This is a genomic window from Vibrio sp. 2-1-2a (assembly GCF_032648565.1).
Lineage (GTDB): Bacteria > Pseudomonadota > Gammaproteobacteria > Enterobacterales > Vibrionaceae > Vibrio > Vibrio diabolicus.
Genome location: NZ_WBOH01000005.1, coordinates 1 through 24,908 on the forward strand (window position 1 = coordinate 1; position 24,908 = coordinate 24,908).

A 24,908-nucleotide genomic window follows, 5' to 3' on the forward strand; every position below is an offset into this window, starting at 1 on the left:
GAAGAAGAAACAGAAACACAAAAAGCAACAGCAACAGCAACAGCAACAGCAACAGCAACAGCAACAGCAACAGCAACAGCAACAGCAACAGCAACAGCAACAGCAACAGCAACAGCAACAGCAACAGCAACAGCAACAGCAACAGCAACAGCAACAGCAACAGCAACAGCAACAGCAACAGCAACAGCAACAGCAACAGCAACAAAAGTCTCAAAACGGTGAGAAGGAAGAGCAAGGACAACAGTCACAAAATCAGCAAGAATCTGAAAATAAAACAGAAAAGCAAAAAACAGAGCAACATCGACCGAAACGAGGTGAAAAGCAGGCTCAGGAACAAGGTGAACCAATGCAGGCTCAAGTGCAGCCAAAAAACACGCATCGGGATGATCCTGAATTCCGTCGTCTAGAAGCAGTCGAAAGCGCTCGCGATCCAAGCTTTTTGATTCGTGCACAAATGCAGCTTCAAGCTCAACAAAAACAACCTCCACAACAATCTCAAAAGGAGTGGTAAGCCCGTGATGAACAAAGGCGTACAACTGATCTTTATTCTTGTGGCCAGCCTATTATCCAGCTTCTCGGTGATGGCACAGACGCTTCAAGCAAGCGTCAATAAAACACAAGTTGCTAAGAATGAAGTGATCAACCTCAGAATCATGGCAGATACTGAGCTCAGCTCAGATGCAATTGACTTTAATGTACTTGAGAACGACTTTTTCTTGGGTCAACCTCGTTATGGGCGCTCCAGCAATAACATTAACGGAAGAAAATCTGTACGTACTGAGTGGAGTATCTCGATTGCGCCGATGAAAGAAGGTGTTCTGACTATTCCGAGTTTTTCCGCAGATGGTATGAGAACGGAGCCAATAAAGCTTCGCGTCACCGCAAGCCAAGCTGAACCCAATCTCGATGACCTATTTAGCTTTAATATCAGTGTCGACAACAGCACGCTGTACCCTCAGCAATCTGCGACATTACGTATGCAGCTTTTGATCAAAGCAGATACCCGCCGTCTTGATAACCCACAAATTGTGCCTCCACAGATTGAAGGCATGAAGCTTGAAGCTATTGGTGGCTTACAGCAGGGACAAAAGATCTTAAATGGATTAGAAGTAGCGGTCATTGAACAGTCGTTTCGCTTAACGGCGAATCAGCCGGGTACTTACACCTTGATAGGTCCTAGACTGACAGGCTCTTACATTTATGGCGACAGCTTGACGGGCTCTACCAAGATCATGCCAATCAACACCAAAGCTGAGCAAATGCCTATCGAGGTAAAATCAATCCCAAGTGAATTTGAAGGGGAATGGCTTCCAGCTTCAGCGTTAGAAATGACGCAGAGCTGGCAAGACGATCAAGGTAATCCACTGTCGGTTAATGCGCTCAACACTGTCAAACAGGGCTCTTCACTCACTCGAACCATTCAAATTAAAGCTCGCGGAACACAAGCCGAATACCTTCCACGAGTAAGTATTGATTATCCAAGTTCACTACGGGTCTACCCAGAACAGCCTCAATTCGACAGCGCGAGAGATGGCACCGTTATCATGACAGTGAAGCAAGTCATTATCCCCACTGAGGCTGGGTCATATACCTTGCCGGGATACCATTTGAACTGGTGGGACAGCCAAAATGATGAAGCGAAAAAAGCGACGTTACCAGAGCTACAATTAGAAATAGAGCAAAGTGACACCGGGCTTATCACATTGCCGGAATCGCCTCTGCCAACACCACCTGAGTCAGCCATCAGTCCCGAACCAAACGGTGGAGTGAGCAGTCTCTGGCAAACCCTGACCTTTGTTTTCGCTGGACTTTGGGTGGCGACGTTAGGAATCGCGATTTGGGCATGGAAGAAGCGTCCTATGACGGCGAGTAAAACGGTTTCGAATACCGAGCAACCTCTTTGCGTTGATGCGTTGAAAAAAGTCATCAATGAAGGGGACGCTGCTAAAATTGAACGCTCAGTAAACGAGTATCTAAACACTCACCGAGACAGGTTAAGCTCTGGTGATGTGCAGGCAGTAAAACAAGAGCTTGACGCCATGAACCAAGCGCGTTTTAGTGCCAATCAACAACCCTGGCATCCAGACTCGCTACTGGCAAAAATTCAAAACCTTGGCAAAGCAAACGTAACAAAAACCAACCACCAGCTAGAAAAACTATAAAGCAAAATGGCAGCTCACGAGAGCTGCCATTTTTCTTGAGCGGACCAAACTCACTTTAGCAGTTTTATCTAAAAATCAACCAAACTGTCTCAGTAACTTTGATGTTATGAGCATCACTTATTCAACAAAAGCTTGATGCTCGTACTCATATCGCCTTACGCAATTTCGACCATGACTCTTCGCTTGATAGAGAGCCTTATCCGACAACTGGTAAAGATGGTCGAAATTAAAGTCTTTGCCTTTCGTTTTGTAGCAAGAATAACCGACTGACACGGTGAGCAGCTCACCTTCTGGGTTGTGTTGGTGTTTGATGCCTTCATCTTCAATGCATTGACGAATACGCTCCGCTCTCTGCTTTACCGCCTCCTGATCGGAGCCGATCATTAGTAACACAAACTCTTCTCCACCAATGCGACAGAAAACCTCGTCTTCACCTTTGGTATGATGATCCAAGATATGACCCACGCGCATTAGTGCGATATCCCCTTCGAGATGGCCATAGTGATTGTTAAATAACCCAAAGTGATCAATATCAATCAGGATAAGACCAAAGGACATCGCTTCCTCACACTCTAGCGCGCAATATTTCTGCATCACATGTTCTAACATACGGCGATTGCCAAGACGTGTCAGAGGGTCAAGTTTAGAAAGCACCTCAAGCTGTCGGTTGGCTTCTTCCAACTCTTTGGTTCGGTTCTGTACTTCTAACTCCAGGTTTTCGTTTAATCCGCGAATCGCCTCTTGCGCTTGAGTGCGCTGCAAAACCTCCGCTAGACTGGAAGCGAACATACGAATCACTTCACGTAGCTGAGAAGTCAGCGGCGCGCGCGTCAATAAGTTATCAACAGCAATAAAGGCGATGGGCCCGCTGCTGTTCGAAGTCAAAACCGTCATCGCAGCCCAGCCAAAGCCGACAATATTACAGTCATGATAAATAGGAACGGATTCCTCAAATGCCACTTCACTAGGTACGGCGCGAGCTAAATTGATCAACGAAAAGTCTTGTGTCTCACCAAAGAAATAAGACTCATCCACCACATTGCCTTGAATATCAGTCCCCCAAGTGCCTTGCATGTATGAGCAATTTTCATCGGTCAAAAACACCGCCATCCGATCAATACCAAGATTTTTGATGGCAAAAGTGACGGCCGATTTACATACATCACTGACGGTTGTACAGCGTGATAGCTCAACCATGCTTGAATGCAACATACGCACGTTCTGCTCCTGGCGCTTTCGAATGTAAATTTGTGAGAAAAGGGAGCCAAACGAGTCCAACATCTGTTTTTGATACGCTGTTATCGGCTTGCGATGAATAAAGTTATCAAGCGCGAACCAACCAAATGGCTCATTGCCATCACGTAGGATCAACATCGCGTTCCACCCCTGCCCAACCACTTTACCAGCTGTGTATATCGGCGCATCTTCCACGATCACTAGGTTGCTCTCAAGGCTTGACAGCGCAGCGATGTATTCTTCGCTCAGTTGGTGTAAATCGTATTGCGTGTGGAACTCATCAATGGTGATGCCTGATTCATCCGTGCCGTATGTTCCACTGAAACTGCGCTTTTTCATATCTAGAAGCATCAGTGTGGAGCGATCAAACCCCAACCGTTGACGTAGCGCTTCGACGGCTTTGTAATACAAATCTTTTAAGGAATCAGGGTTGGAGATCTCGAGAGCAACTTGCTGAACTAACTTCATGTTCTCGATAAAGCGCTCGCGTTGGTTAATTTCATCGACATATTGCGCTTCACGAATATCTCTGTGTCTCATCTCTTGCGACGCATTTTTCTCGGCGCGAATGCACTGCCAACGCGCCGCTGCAAGCTGCATTGCATCATAGCTTTCTTCATAGATATTGTGTGCCGTGCGAGCATGAACAGATTGAATCAGTAGGTAGGTGCGTTTGATAGGCGTGTTATCGAGCATCATTATGTAACTATCTCCACCTAGATCTTGGGTGTGGTTCCAGTTACAAGTATTGATCGCCAGAGGAATGATGCTTTCAGAAGTGTCAAACTGACTCGCCCACTCCCAGAAGCTGTCAGGATAGCTTTGGATTGGGTAAAGCTCCCCGCGAGAGAAACTCACAGAATAACGGGGATTAATTGAAGGATCTTCAAAAATGGCTAAGGCTTGAGGGGAGAGCAAACTCTCTAAATGATCAAATATCGCCTCCGCTAATAAGCGATGATCCCTCGTTGAAGACACTTTTCTTGTAAAACTTCTTAAACTCACCCTACCAACCTAATCTACTTTTTTATTCTCGATAAAAAACTACTTAGGCCATCATATGCAATCAATACAATCAAATTTGAGCTGTTAAGTCATTCGCAAAATTATCAGACTTAGTTTCACATTCGAGAGCTCTTCAGCACTTTTATAACCGCATTTCACATAAGTTACATGTTCTATAAAAAAGGGAGGGATATTTGTGCTTCCTTGCAAGAATTATTGGTATAGGTTGGTGTTATAAATCCGCAGCTTGAAAAGAAAAAGGCCCCTCACAAAGAGGGGCAAAGTTACCATCGCTTATAGTTATTTAGTTATGCTTGTAAATATGGCGAATTAACCGAAATCACCATTTACGTAGCCTTGAGTTCGGTCGTCTTGAGGGTTGCTGAAGATCACTTGAGTATCGTTATGCTCAACCAGTTCACCCATTAGGAAAAACGCAGTGCGGTCAGAGATACGACGCGCTTGTTGCATTGAGTGAGTCACGATAACGATGGTGTAGTTCTTCTTCAGCTCTTCCATCAGTTCTTCGATTTTATGTGTCGCAATTGGGTCAAGTGCCGACGTTGGTTCATCCATCAGGATTACGTCCGGCTCCATCGCGATAGTACGCGCGATACACAGACGCTGTTGCTGACCACCCGATAGACCAAATGCGTGTGACTTCAGACGATCTTTCACTTCGTCCCAAAGTGCTGCGCCGCGTAGTGAACGCTCTACCACTTCGTCAATGTGTTTCTTGTCTTTGATACCTTGAGCACGTAGGCCGTAAGCCACGTTTTCGTAGATGCTCATCGGGAATGGGTTTGGCTTCTGGAACACCATGCCAACCTTGATGCGAAGATCCGCGACATCAATGTTGCCGTAAATATCTTCGCCATCCATCGCCAATTTACCCGTAATTTTCACGCCTTCGATTAGATCGTTCATGCGGTTCAAACAACGTAGAAGCGTTGATTTACCACAACCTGACGGGCCGATAAGCGCCGTTACTTGGCGAACTGGAATTGGTAGGTTGATCGATTTCAGTGCTTGGTTTTCACCGTAGAATAAGTCTAGGTTTTCAATATCAAATTTGTTCATTTTCTTAATCTCTTAAATCTTGAATTCGTGTCTTTTAACGTGCGTTCTTAATTAGTGTTGTTAGTAAGTTGCGGTGTTAAAACGTCTAGCAATCAGTTTCGTTACCATGTTGATCAGAAGAACAACCACGATAAGCACTGTTGCGGTACCGTAAGCCTGATTCCATTCTTCAACGGTAAACAGTTCGGTAGTCAGTTTGTATAGGTGAACGGTTAATGTACGACCGGAGTCCAACAGAGAATCTGGAATACGAGCAACCATGCCTGCTGTCAGAAATACAGGAGCAGACTCACCAATGACACGACCAATACTTAGAATGACCGAGGTTAAGATACCTGGCATTGCGCTCGGAAGAATCAAACGCCAGATAGTGTAAATTTTCGAAGCGCCAAGGCCGTATGAGCCTTCACGATACGTTTGAGGCACTGCCATTAGTGCTTCTTCCGTAGTACGGATGATCACTGGCAGAATAAGAATACTTAGAGTCAGTGCACCCGACAGAATCGAGAAGCCCAGGCCAAGAATTGCCACGAAGAACGTCATACCGAATAGACCGAAGATGATCGATGGGATACCCGCCAACGACTCAGTACAGAATCGGATAATCTTTACCAATCGGCTACCGACTTTCGCGTATTCGGTTAAGTAGATTGCCGTCATGATACCCAGTGGCGCCGCTACCGCGATGGATGCGATAACCATGTAGATGGTCGAGACGATCATCGGGAAGATACCGTGCTCTTCACCAGTACGTGTGTAGTTATCAGTAATGAAGTTCCAATCTACGTGTTGTAGACCATTTGATAGGATGTACCAGATAATCCAGAACAAAAAACCTACCGTTAGTGCTGCCGAAATCCAAACCAAAGCGTTAAAGACGTTATCTTTGAACTGGCGAGCTTGTTTTAGTTTTGCGCGATCCATAATAGTCACCTTTAACGAGCGATTACTTCGCTTTTTCTCGGTTTAGGTAAAGAAGTACAGCGTTCAACGACATGATGAAGACCAGAAGTACAACACCGGTGGCGTAAAGAGCGTTGGCGTGAATACCGCTTGCGTAAGACATTTCAATCGCGATGTTTGCGGTTAGCGTACGTGCCGAATCTAGGATGCCTTCTGGCATAGCAGGTGCATTACCCATCACCATGATGATCGCCATTGTCTCACCTAGAGCACGGCCAATACCCAAAATCACACCCGTCATGATCCCTGAACGAGCCGCTGGAACGAGCAATTTGAAGATTGTGTAGATTTTCGAAGCGCCAAGTGCCAAAGAGCCTTCTTTGTATGCACGAGGCACAGCTCGAATAGACGTTTCAGATACCGTGATTACGGTCGGTAGAATCATCACACCAAGCACGATGATACCTGCCAAAATCGTGTTACCCGCAGGGACATTAAAGATGTTTTGAATCAGCGGTACGATGATGACCAAACCAAAGAAACCATAAACCACAGACGGGATACCTGCCAAAAGCTCAACTGCAGGACGAATAATATCCGCAAGACGCTTTGGTGCAATTTCGGCAATAAAGATAGCCGTCAGCACACCAATTGGCACACCGACGATTACCGCACCTGCCGTCGATACAATAGATGCAACAATCATTGTCGCAACACCGTAAAGTGCAGGCGGCAGCCAGTTTTGTCCAAGAACGATGCCCGATACACCAGCTTCTTGGAATGCCGGGATACTTTCTCGAACAATAAAGTAAGCAATAACGGCTAATGAGACGATGCCGATAACGGCACTGGTTAGGAACAAGCCGTGGAAGATACGCTCTTTCCAGTCTACGCGACGTTTCTCGCGCAGGCCGGGCTTGCTGATAGCTTTAGCGTCAGTATTCATAAGCTTTTCACTATTTGTTGCGATGGTCATTTAAAAAATCTCACGGTTCTGGGCGTTTTGCCGGTGAACACTATGGATAGAAAAGGCTCAGCCCTAAATGGTGGGCTGAGCAAACTTAAGAGTCCCGATAGAATTAGTTAACTGAGATGTAACCGTTTTGGTCAACTAGCTTTTGCGCATCTTCAGTTAGCATCCAGTCTAGGAATTTTTGCGTTTCAGCTGATGGCTTGCCTTCTTTGTAAAGCACAAGGAATGGACGAGCTACTTTGTAAGAACCGTTTTTCACGTTAGCTACCGTTGCATCAACGCCGTCGATTGCTAGAGCATTAACAGTGTTGTCTACAGTACCAAGAGAAATGTAGCCGATTGCGTATGGGTTAGATGCAACCATTGTTTTGAGTGCGCCGTTACCGTTTGCAACTTGAGCACGTTGAGAGATAGCTGATACCTTCTTACCAGAAATCTTCATTTTAAGAGACATGATGTCTTCAAATGCGCCACGAGTACCTGAAGCCGTGTCACGAGTAATTGCTACGATTGGCTTGTCTGCACCACCGACTTCTTTCCAGTTTGATACTTCGCCTTTGTAGATTGCAGTCACTTGCTCTGCTGTTAGGCCAGGCAGTTTGTTTTGTGGGTTAACAACCACTGCGATACCATCACGAGCAACCACTTCTTCTATTAGTGTTGATTCTTTTTCAGAGTCTTTTAGATTACGAGAAGACATACCAAGGTCTGCTGAACCATTTTTTGCTGCTTTAACACCAGCTGAAGAACCAGGGCCTTGAACTTCGATAAATACGTTAGGGTTCTTCTTCATGTACGTTTCAGAGAAAACTTCCATCAGTGGAGTTACGCTGCTAGAACCCACTGCAGAGATAGTTTCTTTAGCAGAAACAGGAGTCACTGCCATTGCGCCTAGAAGTGCGATTGCACCGATTACTGTCTTTTTCATCACAATTTCCTTAAGTGGCTTTATTGCCGTTGTGTTTCACTTGAACGGTGCTCACTTTAGAATTTGAATATGACAGTTGTGTTTCACTTAGTTGAACCCTCTATGACACGTTGTCATTTCTGTATATTAATTCCGCGATTAATCCCTCTACCGTTTTTAGCTTAGCGCTTTTATAAATTGCCGCGCGCTCAAAATGATAACTCCATCGATTTTGGTACATTTCATAACAATTGGATATGAGTAAGTCATTGATTTGACGAATGTGGCAATTAAAATCGAGATGCTTATTTATAAAAAAGATAATAATTAAACCGATAGAGGGTCAATCATGCGTCAATTTCTTAGTACGCTTTCTATTAAACTTCAGGTCTTTTTGCCTGTTCTATTCACCGTTGTATTACTCATCATTGGATTGAGCGTCGGAATCGGCAAGCTCGACCAAGCATTCAATAAGGTTTCCACTTCCACCAACAAGCTGATCATTCATAAAGAGGAACTCAGCGCCATCGTAGACAACACCTACGCTATGCGCATCAAAGCCATTTACAGTCTATTTAGAGCCGAAGATGTCCAATCTCTCAACCAAGAACTGTCTGAACGACAAAACAAAAACCGCGATTTTCTGAATTCCATCGATAGCCTCCCAGGCGTTCAAACCGAAGTGAATACTATGCGCAAAGCCATGGATCACTATGTTGATTTCACGCGCGTCACCATGACACCTCTGCTCACCACCAAACACTCTTCTGGCTACACCACATCCGATTTCAATCAAAAGTACGAATCTGCGATGGCAGAATATCGATTGGCTGGCGAAGCAATGATCAACGCCATCGACAACCTGTCTAAACAATTGAATCAAATCGTCACCGATGAAGTGGAAGCGAATGGCGAACAGCATTCAACCACGCTCACTTACAGTGCGGTTTCACTTGCGGTGATCTTGAGTGCTGCTTCGCTTATTAGTTGGATACTAGCCAGCTATATCGTTGCACCGATTCGTAACCTTCAAGGAACCATGCAAGAAGTCGCGAAGGGAAATCTATTGGTTAAAGCCGAAGCCATCGGAAAAAACGAAGTGTCGCAACTGGCTCAGGATGTAAACCAAACCATCGACAAACTGCGTGAAACCGTGAGTGCATTAGTTCGAATTAGTGAAGATGTGGCATCAGCATCGACCGAGTTAGCGACTGTTATGACTCAAAGCAGCGTTAACTCAGATCAAGAAAAGCAAGAAGTTGAGCAAGTGGCTTCGGCAATCAACCAACTAGAATCGACTGCAGCTGAAGTGTCGACCAATGCACAAGAAGCCGATAGCGCATCAAATCAAGCACGCATGCTTACCTCACAAAGTCTGAGCATGTTTGAGGAAAGCACTCGCGCAAGCGAAAAAATGGCAGAACAACTCAACGAAGCCGCAGCCGTCGTGACATCGCTGAAAGATCAATCAGAACACATTGGTCGCGTGATCGAAGTGATTGAAGGCATTTCTGAGCAAACCAATTTGCTTGCACTGAATGCAGCGATCGAGGCTGCACGAGCGGGCGAAAGTGGCCGAGGCTTTGCGGTAGTCGCCGATGAAGTACGTATGTTAGCGGCGCGAACTCAGGAATCGACGAAAGAGATCCAAACCATCATCGAAGAGCTTCAGCAGCAATCTGGTCACGCGAATGAAAGCATGCACTCTAGCTTAGCCATGTTGTCAGACAACCAAGCTCTGGCACAAGAAGTTAGCCAATCACTTGCTAATATCAGTAATGCTATCGCCGCTCTGAACTCAATCAACACGCAAGTGGCGACCGCATCAGAAGAGCAGAAACAGGTCACGGCCGATATCAACAACAACTTAACGAACATCTATGAACTAGTGAGCCAGAACGTGACTGGCATTACGCAGTCCGCCTCTGCCGCTCAAGAGCTTTCAGACTTAGCGGAAAACCAAAAGCACCAACTTAAGCAGTTCCAAGTTTAAACATTCTGCTCAACACGATAAGTGCCAAAGGTTAGAAAAGAAAAAAGCTCCGCACTGGCGGAGCTTTTTATAAAGGCAAAGCTATCAATCTTTATTAACGTAATAAGTATTATTCATCTGTCACTAACAAGAGAGAGCTTTTGAAACTTGAGTCTAATGGATCTCTATTGAAAACCTCACCATTAGTCGTATCAAGAGTAGCAACATGCTTACCGTCACCATTAGGTGTGTTACTCCAGATATTACGTCCTAAAATATCGTCCTTGTCTGTCAGTGTATAACCGCTCGCAAAGCCTGTACCATTCATCGCTGGGCTATAGCAAGCTTGCTCCGTTAACGATACCAACTCTTTAATGTTTGCTAGTCGCCAATTCTTTTTGCCAGCAAAGTTGTGTAGAGGGTGGTTACCGGACGGATTACGAATTTGTTGGGCCGTAGACAGCGCGAATTGCCATGACATCGTAGCTCGCGTTCCGGTGCATTCTTCGTTTGCTGCATTCCATGTCATACCGACTGGACAGCGCATCCATGTAAGACCTGTTTTTAAGTCAGTTACAGTTCCCTTATCTGAATAAGTGTAACGTGTATTAGGTGCTGTTTTAGCAAACTCAGTCGAACACTCTTGTGCTGCCATTGCTACTTGAGAAGCCAACACAAGAGATAGCGCGGTCATTAGTTTCTTCATCTTATTGTCCCTTAACTGCTACTAGACGGATTGGGAATTGGTAGGAATCATAGGCATCTTCACTTGTACTGCTTGAGCGAATCTCAACGAATGAAGTGGCCCCTCTATCTGCGCCCCGAGAGACAATTGCGGGGAAATAAATCTCACCATCCATGAGCTGTGATGATGTTTCCGTAAACCTAAAACCATCATGCCAAAACGCACCTTTTTCTAAATAAGGGCTGCCTAAAGTTTGCTGTGGGAAGTATTTGACATTAAAACCATACACATTGTTCGGTTCATATTCTGTGCTCGGCGCAAATAGTGTCTTTTCACCGAAATCTAGTAAGTCATAAGTTTCACGGTAAGTAGGCAGGCGCCAACCAGTGATTCCACATAACGATTGTTTGTTTATGTACTCAACGTATTGGCTCGTAGTACAAATTTCATCGCCCACCTCTTTACAGCCCGCAAGATCTACATCTTTGCTAAATGGCTTAAATGTTTCAGACTCAAACGCAAATAGGCGGTCTTTAAATTGAATAGAGCTCGCATCCGCACTCTTGTTTTCCCAAACAAGACCAGTACGCTCATCCAAAGTGCAAGCCCACTCAGTGGCATCTGCAGCTAAAGCAGCGCCTTGTGAATCTAGCTTAACGAACTTAAAGCCCGCGCCTGTCGACGTTTGCTTGTCCTGTTTGTCGAAGCCGTATTCCGCATCTTGACCAGGGTAAGAAGCTTGAACCTCTGCAACGTCTGCAGCGCCATCAGCAAAGTGAAGAATGGCACCCGTATCGTTACTACCAACCGTTTGTTCAGCAACCGCTGCAATTTCTTCAGCAAATGCACTCACTTCCGCTTCAGACAGAAGATCAGAGGCTAGCGATTTACCTTGGAAGCTAAGACTTTGAGCAAGCAGCGCTACGCCTTTGGTCATTTGTTGTGGTTGCATCGCAGCTAATAGTGCAACCGTGTTTTGCTCTAGCTTGTCTAGCTCGCTGGCTTCTGCGTTAGACATTACCGTACCAGATAGAGAAACGCCGGCATCCGTGAGTTGCGCTTTAACAATATCTTCAGCTTGAGCAACGGTTTTACCGTCAACCACAAGACCTGCGAGCAATGTTGTTACACCATTTACTGTGTTACCCGTGGCTAAGTTTTGGCCTGGAGCCGCAAGACGCAACGTTTGGTTTGAGCCTTGATCAACTTGAGCAAGAATCGTGCTAGTCAAAATGTTCTTGTCGCTTGACGTAAGGGAGAACTTACCAGCATTATCCGTTTTAGCACTCGGTTCAGTAGTATCACAAACGTAGTTCTGGTTTAAATCGATACATACTGGCGTATCAAGAAGTGTACCTGCAGAAACGATGGTGCCAGCTACATTATAGGTCGGTGTTGACGTGTCACCACCAGAACCACCGCCACAACCAGCTAGGGCTAGTGACATAGCAACGAAAGAATATTGAAACTTCATAAATTTTGTCTTCTTTAGATTTTAATTAACGAGAACGAATCACTCTCACCATTGAAAGCAGGAAAAGTCCTACCAAGGTCCAAAGCGAACCACTGCCACCTGAACCACCACTGCTTTCTTTAGTGGTATCAGCACTACACTGATACTGAGCAAAGTGACTAACACCCCACTCTTTCAACACCCCAGAGTTCCCTGACACGCGGTCAGATACTTCGAGACGCCAAGTACCCCAACTCGGTTGACCGACAAGTGCTTGTAACTCCTCGTCATACTGAGCGGTGAAGTAACCTTTAAATCCATTGGTATTGCTTGATTGATGGCTAAGTAGCACAACCGATTTACCTTGTGGAGACACAAGCGTCACTTGCAGATCCTGCAGTGAGTCATGTTCGATGTTCAGGTAAACCGCAAACGAATCATCAATCGTGCGTGACTTGTCCGATAGCGTCTGAGAGAACAATCTGTCACCCTGCTCCGGCAAAGCGGAGTTCACTGGTTGAGGCTGGATATCGAGCTCTGGCATACCATTAACCAGCATCACCTTTTCACTCCACTGGTGAGTCTTTAAGCCTTCAGCAAATTGGTAATCCAATGAAATAGAGGAATCGAATTGCGTGCCACATGTCAGACCGCTTGGTAACGCCACCTTCATTGAGGTCGAGTCAGAAAGCGTTTCATTAAAGTCGAAAACGGATGCGTTATTTAGCTGCCATTGCCCTTTGATGCTCGCTTCGCGGCCAGTTTGGCTCAGGCTCACTCCCACGTCTTGACCTTGTGCGATGTATCGAGCGTCATAGCGAACACGAAGAGGCGCCTTAAGTAAGTTGTGTTTTTTGAAGCTGTCCGTCAGGAACTGGGCATAGTCTTTATTTGGGAACAAAGTGCTTGCGGCAAACACGGTGGATTCCGCAAGATCATGCATTTTCACGCCACGACCAATACCGTACATGCCTTCAAGTACAATGGCGTCAAACTCGCGGAACACGTTATCGGTATCATCACCATATCGTTCAACCGACGCTTTAAGTGCTTGGAACAGTGGCGTTGACCACAGCTCATCGCCTAGTTCACCGCCCACACTAACGTGCGCTGGATACTCTGAGCTCTCGAAGTAACGCGCTCTTTGGTTCCATAAGCTACGAGTTGTTTTGCGTGTTCCGAACATACCGTCCCAGTTGAACACCGTATCTAACTCGAATTCTTGGCCACGGCGAGCTGCGTCTAAATACTGTGTTCGGTAGCTCGCGCTGCCCGCCCAGTAATCACCAACACCTTCTCCAATCGCGCCAGTATGGCCATACGCCCAATCAGGAACGATTTGATAGTGAATCCCGTGTCCTAGCTCGTGCAAAATCACATCTGCATCTGCAGCATCTGGAGATACTCCGCCAACGCCTAACATCAGCGCACGCGAACCTGTGTAGTAAGAAGAGTTGTCGAGCGCCAAACCACGCCCATCAAAACGAAGCGGTTCTTCAAATAAGTCATAGCTCAAGCTCGATAAGTACTGCAGTGAGCTGTCAAGATGGTAAAACGCCATCAACTGCAAAAAGGCATTGTCGCCAAGTTGAGCGCTTTGCATCGCTTTTACATCCGCAAAAGATTGAACCCCCTCAGGCGGCAAAATACTGCTTGTATCACGCACAGGCTCCGCACCTACCGCAGGTGAAGACAGTAATGCAAGTGCATCCACCTGTTTAACGCGCTCGTTGGCTAGGTAGAACTTGCCACCGGACTGCAAAACTTGAATCTGCTTCTCAACATATTGAAGTGGCTGCGGATAATCCTCTAACGAATTCCAAGCAGAATCAGGCGCAGCTTGTTGCTGCATTGTACGTAAATCAGGATCAAAGAGTGAGACGGGAACAGTCACTAACTCACCAGAGCTCAATGCTGGCGGCTCGGTCACTTCCAAGCGAACAGGCAGTTCCAGTTCTCCGGCTGGCATCGCCTCACCATTACGAATCACCGTATCTTCAAGGCTTTTGAAAATACGCTCAACTTGACTGTCTTGGTTAGTCGACAGCACAATGGTGCGTTGCGGTTGATACTGCCCATCGACCCACACATCAAAGTTGTAATGATCTCCGAGCTGAGAACGAGTTTGATAGCGAAACTTAAGTTCGCCAGCGCTAGCGTAATTCGCTTGTAAATAGCGCAGCGCTTCAGCTTGGTTCGTAACCGTAATGGCAGCGCTAGGGTAATCCCACTCGGCAGCGTTCGTCACTTGAACGCCTGCTAACGTAAGAGAAAGCGCCAAAAGTTTAAGTTTCATGCAGGGCTCCTACTAAAAGATGTACTTCGCGTTAACCGTAAAGTAACGACCTGGTTCCGTTGAGTAGCGTTTGCTCTCATCTGCTATGCCAGCAACGTCTTGGTAGCGAATGTATTCTTTGTCGAACAGGTTGATGATGGTCGCACTCAAACGAAAATCTTTGGTGATTTGGTAACTTGCCCCCAAATCGAGCGTGTTCCATGAATCTGTTTGTGCGCACTCGGTCTTTTGTCCAAGTGACGTTTGGCAACTCGGCACACGATCCATCGAACCAGCCCAGTTCCACGTCGCGAACGCATTAAAGTCTTGCTGCTGATAGTTCAGCCCAACATTGCCCTCGAAAGGTGTGATGCTACGAACGTACTCGCCTTCGGCGTCCTTTCCGTCAACATAACCAAGCTTGGTACTTAGCCTCCAAGAGGAAGTGAGAGCGTACGCGGCAGAAAGCTCGGCGCCGTAGGTTTCAACGCCGTGTAAGTTTTGGTATTGCTTGATGTAGTTACCGAAGTTATCTTGCCCTGTGGTAACAACATCGATGAAGTTTTGGAACTTGTTGTAAAACGCAGAAACGTAAAGTTGCGCGTGGCCATTATCGAATTTGTTACCGATTTCAAACGAGTCCGAAGTTTCAGCCTCTAGGTCCATGTTCGGTGCAATGACAAACGGCGTTAGCGGCACAAAGTCATGGCTTACGAAGCCATACGCTTTGTCGTATTCCGGAGCACGATAACCGTGGTTATAAGATACATAAGCGATGTTATTGGCAAACACTTCACGAGAAATCGATAGGCTTGGAGATACCTCTGAGCTATCCATGTCTTTTAATGGGAAGCCGCCCACTTCACCCTCACCGTCCGGTGTTAGACGGTGCGCATCAAAGCGCAGGCCGCCTGTAATGGTCCATTTATCCAGCTCCACCATATCTCGAACGTACAGACCAATGTTATAAGCACGAGCAGGAGCGAAAGGTTGTTTGGTCGAAGGCGTTACCCCGTTCCAATCAATCTTGGAATCGCTATCTGTGCGTTCATAATAGTCAGTAGAAAGCTCGATACCGTAAGCCAATTGGTGCTCAGCATTTGCAGCATAAATCGTATTGGTGAAATCACCACGGAAGCCAATTGTTTCGTCAATGAAGGTTTTGTGTTCTAGCTCGCGACGTCTAACAGTCAAACCATTGTGGTCAACTTGTCTCATTAAACGATTCGTGTCTTCCACCACTTCGGTGTGGCGCCAGTAGACCTTTGTATCTAACTCTTCGAACCAAGTTGGATTAATCGGTGTAACCTCTGCACCAATATAAGCGCTGTACTCTTTTGTCGATTCATCTTCTGCGAAGTCTTCGATATGCCATTTGCCATCCTTCTGTATAGATGGCGACCCTTCCAGGCGTTGTTGGTCTTGCCGATAAAGTTCGGCACGCGCTTTGACCATCACTTCATCATTGAAGAAATGATTGATGGCGTATGACGCGCTGTAACCATCCAAATCGCGGTTGTACAAATCTTGGCTGAAGTTACGCGTCTCTTCACCTTGCCAATACGCCGCGTTGACTAAGCTTTCCGTGTCGCCAGAACGAAACGCCAGATTGCTCGCGCCTTTGTATTTATTGCTGATCCCCGTGTAAGTGCCCGTGGCATCAACATAAAAGTCACGATCTTTTAAAAACTCGCCCGGCTGTTTGGATTTTAGAATCACAGCGCCACCGATAGCACCAGAACCTAAGACTGAGGAGCTCGCCCCTTTCACTACTTCTAATGATTCAAGATTAGATAGATCGAACGTGTCGCGGCCCACTTTGTCATTGCTGTCATTCGCACCGAAACCGTCTGCTGAGCGAATACCGTCACGAATGATCATAATGCGGTTACCCGTCATGCCTCGAATCGTGATGTTTTGTGGACGACCAGCGCCACCTGACACACTTACCCCAGGCTCGTGACGCAGCGCATCATAAAGCTCTGTTTCGCCCTTTTGTTCAATCTCTTCGCTGGTGACAACCGCAACGCTGCCTGCTACTTCAGACACAGGTTGTTCAATCCGATTCGCCGTCACCACAACCTCTTCCATAGAGAAAACGTCAGATTTGGCGTGCACTTGGCTGGCAGCTAGTACCGAAAGTACTGCCGCTGACACTGGGGTAAGCTTCATTTACTGCTCCGCTTTAGATGTATTAATCAGTGATAAAAGAAAGGCGTATTCTTTTGCTTGTTGTTCTTGCGCTTGTCGTGGGTCCATTTGATGACCCGAGTTAAAATCGGTCTGTAACAAGTAAGGCCCGGTGTGCTCACTTAGCTCAGAAACCTTGGCGAGATACTTGGCACCTTCCCAGTAAGGCACGCGCTGGTCGATCAAACCGACTTGAACCAGCATCGGTGGGTAAGCGTCTTTGTGAATGTTGAGAATTGGATCGTACGCCTTCATTAGTGCCAGTTGCTCAGATTTGGTTGGGTTACCCCATTCGCCATACTGCTGTGTGGTCAGCGGAAGTGAGGTATCCGACATGCTGGCTACCACATCAACAAAAGGCACTTTAAGCACGACACCTGAAAACAACTTAGGATCTCGATTAACCGCTCCCGCGACCAACGTGCCACCAGCACTAGAACCAATGGCGAAAACCTCTCTATTACCGCGTTCAAACGTTTTCATCGTCTTAGCGGCTGCGACAAAGTCGCCAATAGAATTGGCTTTGCGCACACCACGGCCTTGCTCATGCCACTCATCGCCAAAGTACCCACCGCCACGAACATGGGCGATAGCGTAAATCACGCCTTGGTCGAGCAAGCTTATGACTTGAGGCATAAAGTACGGTTTCATCGTAAAACCGTATGCGCCATAACCGTAAATCATCACGGGTGATTTCGCGTGTAATTTGTCTTTGCGATACGCCAAAGAGACCGGGACAGAAACACCATCGTGCTTGATAAAAATGCGTTGGGAGACATAACGTTGACTATCAAAATCTTGGTAAGCATCTTGAGAATACAAGGTTTTAGTCAGCGTTTTTACATCGAACTCTTCCCACTGAGGAGGCGTAGTCATCGACATGCTTCGTATACGAATCTTGTTTGATTCAAAATCGCCCAACGTGCTCAACCAAGCGACATTGCCATCCTGTTCCAATGGCAGTATCACTTTTTCCTGACCTTGGTATGAATACACCGTCAATGTCGCTACGTTGTTCGGCTTACTGAGTGCCACAACTCCTGCATCATAAAGGTAGAACTGGTCAAGCGGTTCACGAGGGGTCGTAAAGCGTTGCCATGTTGCGCTAACAGGTGCTAGATCGGTTTGATAAAGTGCAAATGTACCTTCAAGGTTGCTGTTGATATAAACGCGCCCTTTCGCCACATCCGCGTAATATTCCACGCCCGCTTCCGACACTCTCAGTGAATCGCTTACGGTGCCCGTTTCTAGATCAACAAGCTTCTGCTCTGTGGTTGACTCGTTGTTACTTTGCAGCACCACGTAACGGCTATCTGCCGCACGGTAGAAAGAAAGTAACCAATCTGATTTGTATTCGTGCCATACAACGGTTTTAGCCAAAGATTCAGTGGAGATGCGTAGGATCTGATGAGGTCGCTGTGTACGCATTTCCTTCGAAACGAGGTAAGCCATCTTACCATCAGGTGAAAGCAATACACCGCTATCGACGTGCGTTGCCAGCTCCGTAGATTGGCCAGAGAGTAAATCAACAACCACGGCGCGATATTGCTCGCTGCCATCAATATCTTCAGTGAAAAGCAACGTGTCTCCGCTTACTTGCCACTGTCCTACTTGATAATACGGATATGCAGATTGACGTTCAGAGAAATCAAATACTGTGTTCTCTTGTGCATACTGGTTCGAACGTGATAGCAACACATAACCACCGTCACGACGCGTTAACGTCCATTCGCGTCCATTTACGATCGACCATGGTTTATCACCTTTATCTGCCACCATGGCTTCCCACTGCACGAGCAGATCTTGCGTCAACGTCTGATATTTTTTTTGATGCTGTTCAGTCTTACGGTTCTGCTCTGTTAGGTAGGTAAGAACTCGCTCATCTTTACGAGCGTCATCTCGCAACCAATTAAAATCATTAACGGCAAAGCAAGAACTAGAGGTAATTATGAGCCCTAAAAAAACATGAGTAAATTTCATATAGAGAGCAAATTCATTTATAAGATTAATACAATGGCGCGTATTCTGCCCTCAAATAAAAATGAGATCAATTATCATTTTCATAATCATGTGAAATTTTTATCTAGTATGTGAGGAAAAACGTTTGCTTGGACCGAGGTGATAAAACTTAATATCTCTCTAAATTAGCGATCTATGCTGTTTATATAAAACCAGACAAATATAAAAGCCTAGCAAACACGTTAGTATAGAAAGACATCATTTCGTCTGGAGATAAGCATAAAAAAACCCGAGTGCGAACACTCGGGTTTTGAAAAACTAAAATCAGTTGAAAACTGGAGCGACTTTTACTCTTCAGAGTTTGGTGCCGCTGGCTTTTTCTTCGGGATGAACACATCATCACCCACTGATACGTTTTTGTAGAAACTCTTGTCACGTTTAACAGGTTTCTTAGCCAACTTCTTCGCTTGAGGGCGTGATTTCTTCGCTGTCGTTTTCTTGTTACGGAAATCTGGCTTAGATGGCTTCAGGCCTTTGAACTTACCTTTCAGATCTTCGAATACTGAAAACTCAAGATCTTGTTGTAGGTAAGCTTCTACACGTTTAAAGCTATCCCAGTCTTTTGGACCAACAAGAGAAATCGCATCACCCTTGTTACCAGCACGGCCCGTACGGCCAACACGGTGTACATATTCTTCAGTATACTTTGGCATATCGAAGTTAATGACGTGTGTCACTGTCGCAATATCCAAGCCACGAGAAGCAACATCTGTTGTCACTAGGATCTTGAATACCGCTCGCTCAAACTGGCTCATGATCGTATTGCGTTGAGTCTGGTTCAAGTTACCACTCAATGCAACGGCCTTCAGTTTCTTCTCGTTTAGCTTCGCTGTTAGGCGCTCAGTATCATCGCGCGTCGCCGTAAAGATGATAACTTGGCGATATTCTGCTTCTGAAAGTACGCGATCTAGAATCGCCTCTTTATGATCAAGATGATCACACAGGTAGAATTTTTGCGTGATATCTTTGTGTTCTTCGTTAGAAACACCGATAGCAATACGTTTCGGAGCATTAAGCATTTCAGCCGCAATGTCATTTACGTCGGCGTGATCCAACGTTGCAGAGAACATTAATGTTTGACGGCGACGATGCTTAGCTGCTTTATGGATACGACGAAGCTCAGGTGCAAAGCCCAAATCCAGCATACGGTCTGCTTCATCAAGGATCAGCGTTTCCAAACCTTCAAGGTAAAGCGAGCGGTGCTCTAAGTGGTCAGCCAGACGTCCTGGTGTCGCCACGATGAATTTCGGGTAACGGCGCAGTGCTTTCACTTGATCATTAAAGTTCTCACCACCCAAAATCAATGCAGCTTCATAAGATAGGCCAGCAAGCATAGAGCGAAGCTCACCATACACTTGTTTCGCTAGCTCACGAGTGGGAGCAAGAATAACTGCGCGAGGGTCTTTGGCAGAAAACGATTTTGTCTTTAAAGACTTGTGAAGCATTGGTAATACAAACGCCAAAGTCTTGCCCGAACCCGTTTTCGAAGATGCCAATAAATCCTTGCCTGCAATCGCAACAGGAATAGCCTGCTTTTGAATGTCAGTTGGTTTTTTAAAATCGTAGTGTTTTAGGTTCTTCAACAATCGGTTGTCTAGGCCTAGATCTTTAAATTGCAAAGTATTCTCCAATAAATCAGTCAGCGTCTGAGCGCTCTGTAATGTCGTTTCCGCTCTAACGCAGCAAAAAAATAAAGCTCGGTATAATACCGCAAATCATAGGAGTATAGATAGAGATCACACAAACTAATTCCCACGGATGAAAACAAAACATCCTTTGCGGCTCAATTAAGAACATACCCTGGCTTTGTTGGTCAGCTGCTTTGCTTAAGATTTAGAGAAAAGCAAGCTCAAGGTGCGCCTCTCGTTCTCCAATAAAACTGCGTAAATGGCAGTTATTTGCGCCGAGAAACTTTCATTTGTGTCAATATCGTCTAAATTATTGATATCAGGAACGTGGCAAAAACACCTGCTATGAGAACTGTTGTGGGAATAAGGGAGATGATAATTCACTCACCTTTGTTAAGCTCAGGTAAAAGTTGACGTCAGGTACTCCATGAAATTCTTGGGTTTTTTTGACTTTTGCTACATCATGTACTGATAAAATGTATCCACATTTAACCTCGCTACTGTATAAAATAATAGTTGGTGGCGAGACTTTCACTATAAGCAAGGAGTTCTTATATGAACAAAACGTTGATCGCAGCTGCAGCAACTTCAGTACTTCTACTAGCAGGTTGTGCTTCTTCTGATGACGCAGCAACAGCAAATGCAGCAAAACTAGACGAACTAAGCAACCAAGTTAGCCAACTAAGCCAAGACGTACAAGCTCTTCAATCTGACGTTCAAAAATCAGGTGCAGCAGCAATGGCTGCTCAAGAAGAAGCTGAGCGTGCTAACGAGCGTATCGATAACATCGCTCAGTCTTACACTAAGTAAGACAAACAAGATAAAAATGTCATTAACTATCAGTTAGTTGCCATTAAAAACAAAAATGGCGACATGTACTATGTCGCCATTTTGTTTTATTGTTGCTATCACTTATGTGACCAGGCTATGTGAAGCACTAAATGGTGAGTCACGCTAAAACCGTTGATTAGTAGCCGAATATATCCAATAGATCTAAATCGAATTCAACACCACGCAAGTCATGTTCATTACACAAGTTCTTTAGCTTGTCATCGCAATACAACAACTCACACCCTTCCATCAATGACTTAAAAACGTACTTATCTGCAACGCTAGACTCAACAAACTTAAGCGACTCCAAGCCAACCGGATGCTTATCAATGTATTCGTGTTTCGTGTGTTCCTTGTCTTCTTCGCCAAAACTCATGACATTGAAAACTTGAAACTTCTCGCCATCAATCACGATAGGTAAAAACTCACCATCTGATTCAATGTATGGCTTTAACACTTCGACCGCTCGAGGCGTTAGCACCAAGCTCGCACCCCAAACGGATATGTCCGGGATTTTTACCGACGTCTTGTAGTGAGCGGTAAATTCAACACTCTCTTCTACCCAAACATCAGCCAACCCTTGTGCTCTTACTGGCTCATTGAAAATCCTATCCAACAGGGCATCATCGCCCGCATCAATGGCCCTTTGAAACGGATCATGCTCAAGAACTTTAAAGTAACGATTGAGGTTTCTTACCTGATATATACTCATTAAGCTGGCTTCCAAGATGGAACTTTCTTCATAAGAATTTGGGGGAGGATGAGAACCATACTTTAGCTGAGATTTGATACTCACAAGTCTCGCTCTAAATGCGCTTTAATTTTTGCGAATGACAGCTAACCTACTACAATTCATCTCTGATAGTTGTCGCCATGTATGCACGAATGCGTCGGTTTTTTGGGCGTGGTGTAATGCCCCTTGCAGGCTTTCTAACGTAGCTGCCAAATAACATAAATTAAATCATTAATGCCAGTACCTTGCAAACAGGCGTTATTCATAACCCTAACACGATCATTGCCCATGATGATATGTTACTCTGCATGGTTCGGCTACGGATCTGCAACAGCATACAAGTTGCTTACCAAGCGTAATAGTAGGATAATTCTTTTCCTGTATCAGTTCGTAACGAGACTTGTCTTTGCTATCGTCTTAATACGCTTCCAAATCTGCAAACAACTGACTCAAGTGGTGTTTTCTATGGGTATATTATCAACACTACGGTGGTATGAGGCTTGGATATCCCGGTTGAGGGAGCAAATGAAATGGAAAAGCATTACTTCAAAGAGTATCGTTAAACTTACTTAGGGAATCCTCCGAAGTCGAAGGTAAGCTAATCACTGATAGTCTTTTGGTCAGATATTGCACTTGATTTTAATTTTTATGTCTCGTGTTTAAGGGGATATTGGTTTACGGAGATACTGGAGTCGCTCACACCTTAAAGCTGCAGGAGTTATGCAGATAAAAGAAATTTATGTAGACTTCTAGGTTTATAAAAAGGTACTTAAAATGTATAAAAACTAATCATTCTTAGCTCACCTGTTCTTTTGGCAGCGTGCGCTGCTCCGAAATATACAGCAGAAGCAATCTCTGAACAATTCCAAAGCACAGAAATTACTATTATAAGAGACGACGCAACGCGAGACATTTTCTTAGATTCAATGCAAGAATGGTGTTTGGATACAGCTCATAAATGCACTGTTGTGAGCACTGGAACTCCTCCTAAAAGCTCTGAACTGACACTTACTTATGTATCTCGCTGGAGCTGGGACTTTAGAACGTTTATTGCAGATGCCCAAGTTAATGCATATAAAAATAACGATAAAGTTGGTCAAGTCGAGTTCAAAGCACCAAACAGTGCCAATACCAACAAATGGGGAAATGACAATAAACGAATAATCACTATGATGGATTTGTTATTTGGGAAAAAAACGGTCAGTGAAGCTCAGTTCAAAATTAAATCAGGCGAAATGTAGCTTTACACCAAACTAGTCGAGCGTCGTATACACTAGAGCACGCGTTGATTTCTCATTGGTACGCATGTGTAAGGATAGAATATGAGACCTTCAAGCAAGGGACACTAGATGGGTTGTGCGGAGTCTATAGCATTAGAAATTCAGTCCCAATCATTAACAAGTTAAGTATGGAAAACTCTCAAGTATGTTTGATGACATTATTTCCTATTTAGATAGCACTAAAAATTTATCTAGAATGATCCACTGAAGGATTGAATATCAATGTCATAGGGGAGGTGATGAGTAATGTCAAATCTCTAAATATAGAACGTGAAATGCCTTTCAAAGGGCGTGGAGAAGTAAGTCTCGATGAGTTTGGGACATCAATGCAAGTTTCTTATCCGTCCCTAAAAATACTATATTAGTAGCTTTAAATGGCGTATATAATTACAGAGGTATCAGACAAGAGAATTACCTTCTTTGACTCTGGTGAAATCAGGTATATAAACCGTATTAATTGCACCACACATGCCCCTACGACAAGAAGACACCCAATATTACCGACGCACTCGTATTTCTTATCTTAGCAATAATTATGTGTGAGCAGTGTCGTCAATCAATTGTTAAAGTAGAAAATGAAAAATCGGCTTCTCAGTCCTGTTTTAATCTTAGTAAGTATTTATTCCGCAGGAAGCGCGGCAAACGAAGGTCTAAATATTCAATTTTTTGACGCAGATGAACAAGGTTGTGCTAGTGTAGCTTGTAAAAATATTATTGAGCCTGAAAGTCTTAACCAAGCGAACGACTTCCCTGAAAGAAAAGGAAATGAAACTTTAGACGAAATAGGCAATGCTTTGTTTACGCTCGGTCAAATGGGCTTAGCTGAAAACTTACAAGAAGGACCAATAGCACAGACAGATCGAGATTAAACAAACCTTGGACCCATTTGACGATTCTTGAAGTTATATATGCGCCTGTACCCTCTTACTGTGATTTTGTATACTCCTATAAAACTACCTGAGGTCACGATCACTTCGGCATATCTGGTTAACACTAAATTCATCGCCGTAGCCAGCACCAAACCACAGCCTTTTAATGAAGCACTCGCTGCTCAGCTCCACGGCTTTAGTCCACTCTTTTGAATCAGTGGTGTAAGCTTGAGAGTGAATCAAAGACAATTGCTTTACATTTACATGCTTTGCGCCACCGACACGTTCTGCCATAATGGTGCACTAAATGACTAAGCAGTGGCAAATTCCTTCTTATCCTACTAATTTACCAGTCTCGGCCTGGTAATCGCTCATTTTGTGCAAGAGCTTTAACGTCGAACCGCTCAAAGGTCTTGGTAAAACCTTGCTGACAGCCAGCATCTTTCGCATTCTAAAAGGCTTACTTTACACGCTTGCGAAACATCGCTTCAGTTCCCCAGAGAACTGAATAATATTCGCGTCCCACTCCATCAAGTTTAACACTTTTTCGCTACAGCTCATCGGGTCGACTTGCTTGACGGGAAACTACAACAAATCACGAATTTTGGTCATACCCCAAAAATGTATCATTACTCCAAAAGTAAGACCCTTTGAGTATTTCTGATGTCGTGCTGCCGTCTTGCTACCAACGCGCTGAGAGTTCTCCC

18 protein-coding genes and 1 pseudogene are annotated in these 24,908 nt (G+C 45.0%); 6 read left to right on the forward strand and 13 right to left on the reverse strand.

From position 1 onward, the window contains the following. Nucleotides 1-511: pseudogene (locus F7Y48_RS14420) on the forward strand (hypothetical protein); the annotation flags it as partial. Between the two features lie 4 nt (nucleotides 512-515). Further along, nucleotides 516-2,162, forward strand: coding sequence for a BatD family protein (locus tag F7Y48_RS14425; protein WP_258506114.1), 1,647 nt, complete (start codon nucleotides 516-518; stop codon nucleotides 2,160-2,162). Between the two features lie 117 nt (nucleotides 2,163-2,279). Here F7Y48_RS14425 and F7Y48_RS14430 read toward each other — a convergent pair whose 3' ends face one another. From F7Y48_RS14430 to F7Y48_RS14450, 5 genes are all read right to left on the reverse strand, one after another. Further along, nucleotides 2,280-4,403, reverse strand: a complete 2,124-nt coding sequence (locus F7Y48_RS14430) for a GGDEF domain-containing protein (RefSeq protein WP_048625364.1) — start codon at nucleotides 4,401-4,403, stop codon at nucleotides 2,280-2,282. A gap of 330 nt (nucleotides 4,404-4,733) precedes the next feature. After that, nucleotides 4,734-5,483, reverse strand: a complete 750-nt coding sequence (gene pstB, locus F7Y48_RS14435) for a phosphate ABC transporter ATP-binding protein PstB (protein WP_005397884.1) — start codon at nucleotides 5,481-5,483, stop codon at nucleotides 4,734-4,736. A gap of 60 nt (nucleotides 5,484-5,543) precedes the next feature. Then, the gene (gene pstA, locus F7Y48_RS14440; protein WP_005397882.1) at nucleotides 5,544-6,407 is read right to left on the reverse strand and encodes a phosphate ABC transporter permease PstA; all 864 of its coding nucleotides are present in this window, start codon (nucleotides 6,405-6,407) and stop codon (nucleotides 5,544-5,546) included. Between the two features lie 22 nt (nucleotides 6,408-6,429). Continuing rightward, entirely contained in the window at nucleotides 6,430-7,362 is a 933-nt protein-coding gene (gene pstC, locus F7Y48_RS14445; RefSeq protein ID WP_006741921.1) for a phosphate ABC transporter permease subunit PstC, read from the reverse strand. Nucleotides 7,363-7,465: 103 nt separating this feature from the next. Next, nucleotides 7,466-8,287: a phosphate ABC transporter substrate-binding protein gene (locus tag F7Y48_RS14450; protein ID WP_006741922.1), complete on the reverse strand. Its 822-nt coding sequence runs from the start codon at nucleotides 8,285-8,287 to the stop codon at nucleotides 7,466-7,468. A gap of 328 nt (nucleotides 8,288-8,615) precedes the next feature. On the opposite strand from F7Y48_RS14450, the gene F7Y48_RS14455 reads away from it, so the two are divergent. Then, complete coding sequence (locus F7Y48_RS14455) at nucleotides 8,616-10,259, forward strand: methyl-accepting chemotaxis protein (RefSeq protein WP_226421345.1); 1,644 nt, start codon at nucleotides 8,616-8,618, stop codon at nucleotides 10,257-10,259. Nucleotides 10,260-10,368: 109 nt separating this feature from the next. On the opposite strand, the gene F7Y48_RS14460 is transcribed toward F7Y48_RS14455, so the two are convergent. The 6 genes from F7Y48_RS14460 to F7Y48_RS14485 all read right to left on the reverse strand — a co-directional run bounded on the left by F7Y48_RS14460 (nucleotide 10,369) and on the right by F7Y48_RS14485 (nucleotide 20,491). Further along, nucleotides 10,369-10,944, reverse strand: a complete 576-nt coding sequence (locus F7Y48_RS14460) for a DUF1566 domain-containing protein (RefSeq protein ID WP_053808314.1) — start codon at nucleotides 10,942-10,944, stop codon at nucleotides 10,369-10,371. A gap of 1 nt (nucleotide 10,945) precedes the next feature. Next, a complete protein-coding gene (locus F7Y48_RS14465) occupies nucleotides 10,946-12,397 on the reverse strand; it encodes a DUF1566 domain-containing protein (RefSeq protein ID WP_182036017.1) in 1,452 nt (483 codons plus the stop codon). Nucleotides 12,398-12,422: 25 nt separating this feature from the next. Beyond that, nucleotides 12,423-14,672, reverse strand: a complete 2,250-nt coding sequence (locus tag F7Y48_RS14470) for a proprotein convertase P-domain-containing protein (RefSeq protein WP_256953027.1) — start codon at nucleotides 14,670-14,672, stop codon at nucleotides 12,423-12,425. A 12-nt stretch (nucleotides 14,673-14,684) separates the two neighbouring features. Next, a complete protein-coding gene (locus tag F7Y48_RS14475; RefSeq protein ID WP_316684877.1) occupies nucleotides 14,685-16,823 on the reverse strand; it encodes a TonB-dependent hemoglobin/transferrin/lactoferrin family receptor in 2,139 nt (712 codons plus the stop codon). Continuing rightward, complete coding sequence (locus F7Y48_RS14480; RefSeq protein WP_316684879.1) at nucleotides 16,824-18,821, reverse strand: prolyl oligopeptidase family serine peptidase; 1,998 nt, start codon at nucleotides 18,819-18,821, stop codon at nucleotides 16,824-16,826. A gap of 326 nt (nucleotides 18,822-19,147) precedes the next feature. After that, nucleotides 19,148-20,491, reverse strand: a complete 1,344-nt coding sequence (locus tag F7Y48_RS14485; protein ID WP_316684880.1) for a DEAD/DEAH box helicase — start codon at nucleotides 20,489-20,491, stop codon at nucleotides 19,148-19,150. Between the two features lie 552 nt (nucleotides 20,492-21,043). Here F7Y48_RS14485 and F7Y48_RS14490 point away from each other — a divergent pair. Next, nucleotides 21,044-21,298 (forward strand): Lpp/OprI family alanine-zipper lipoprotein, encoded by a 255-nt coding sequence (locus F7Y48_RS14490; protein ID WP_005375145.1) that lies wholly within the window; start codon nucleotides 21,044-21,046, stop codon nucleotides 21,296-21,298. A gap of 157 nt (nucleotides 21,299-21,455) precedes the next feature. Here F7Y48_RS14490 and F7Y48_RS14495 read toward each other — a convergent pair whose 3' ends face one another. Beyond that, a complete protein-coding gene (locus F7Y48_RS14495; protein WP_316684898.1) occupies nucleotides 21,456-22,031 on the reverse strand; it encodes a hypothetical protein in 576 nt (191 codons plus the stop codon). A gap of 809 nt (nucleotides 22,032-22,840) precedes the next feature. Here F7Y48_RS14495 and F7Y48_RS14500 point away from each other — a divergent pair. Next, nucleotides 22,841-23,293, forward strand: a complete 453-nt coding sequence (locus F7Y48_RS14500; protein WP_256899310.1) for an Sbal_3080 family lipoprotein — start codon at nucleotides 22,841-22,843, stop codon at nucleotides 23,291-23,293. Nucleotides 23,294-23,907: 614 nt separating this feature from the next. Then, the gene (locus tag F7Y48_RS14505) at nucleotides 23,908-24,201 is read left to right on the forward strand and encodes a hypothetical protein (protein ID WP_316684900.1); all 294 of its coding nucleotides are present in this window, start codon (nucleotides 23,908-23,910) and stop codon (nucleotides 24,199-24,201) included. Nucleotides 24,202-24,285: 84 nt separating this feature from the next. Here the strand turns inward: F7Y48_RS14505 and F7Y48_RS14510 are convergent, their stop codons facing one another. Beyond that, the gene (locus F7Y48_RS14510) at nucleotides 24,286-24,495 is read right to left on the reverse strand and encodes a hypothetical protein (RefSeq protein WP_256894828.1); all 210 of its coding nucleotides are present in this window, start codon (nucleotides 24,493-24,495) and stop codon (nucleotides 24,286-24,288) included. Nucleotides 24,496-24,908 lie beyond the last annotated feature (413 nt).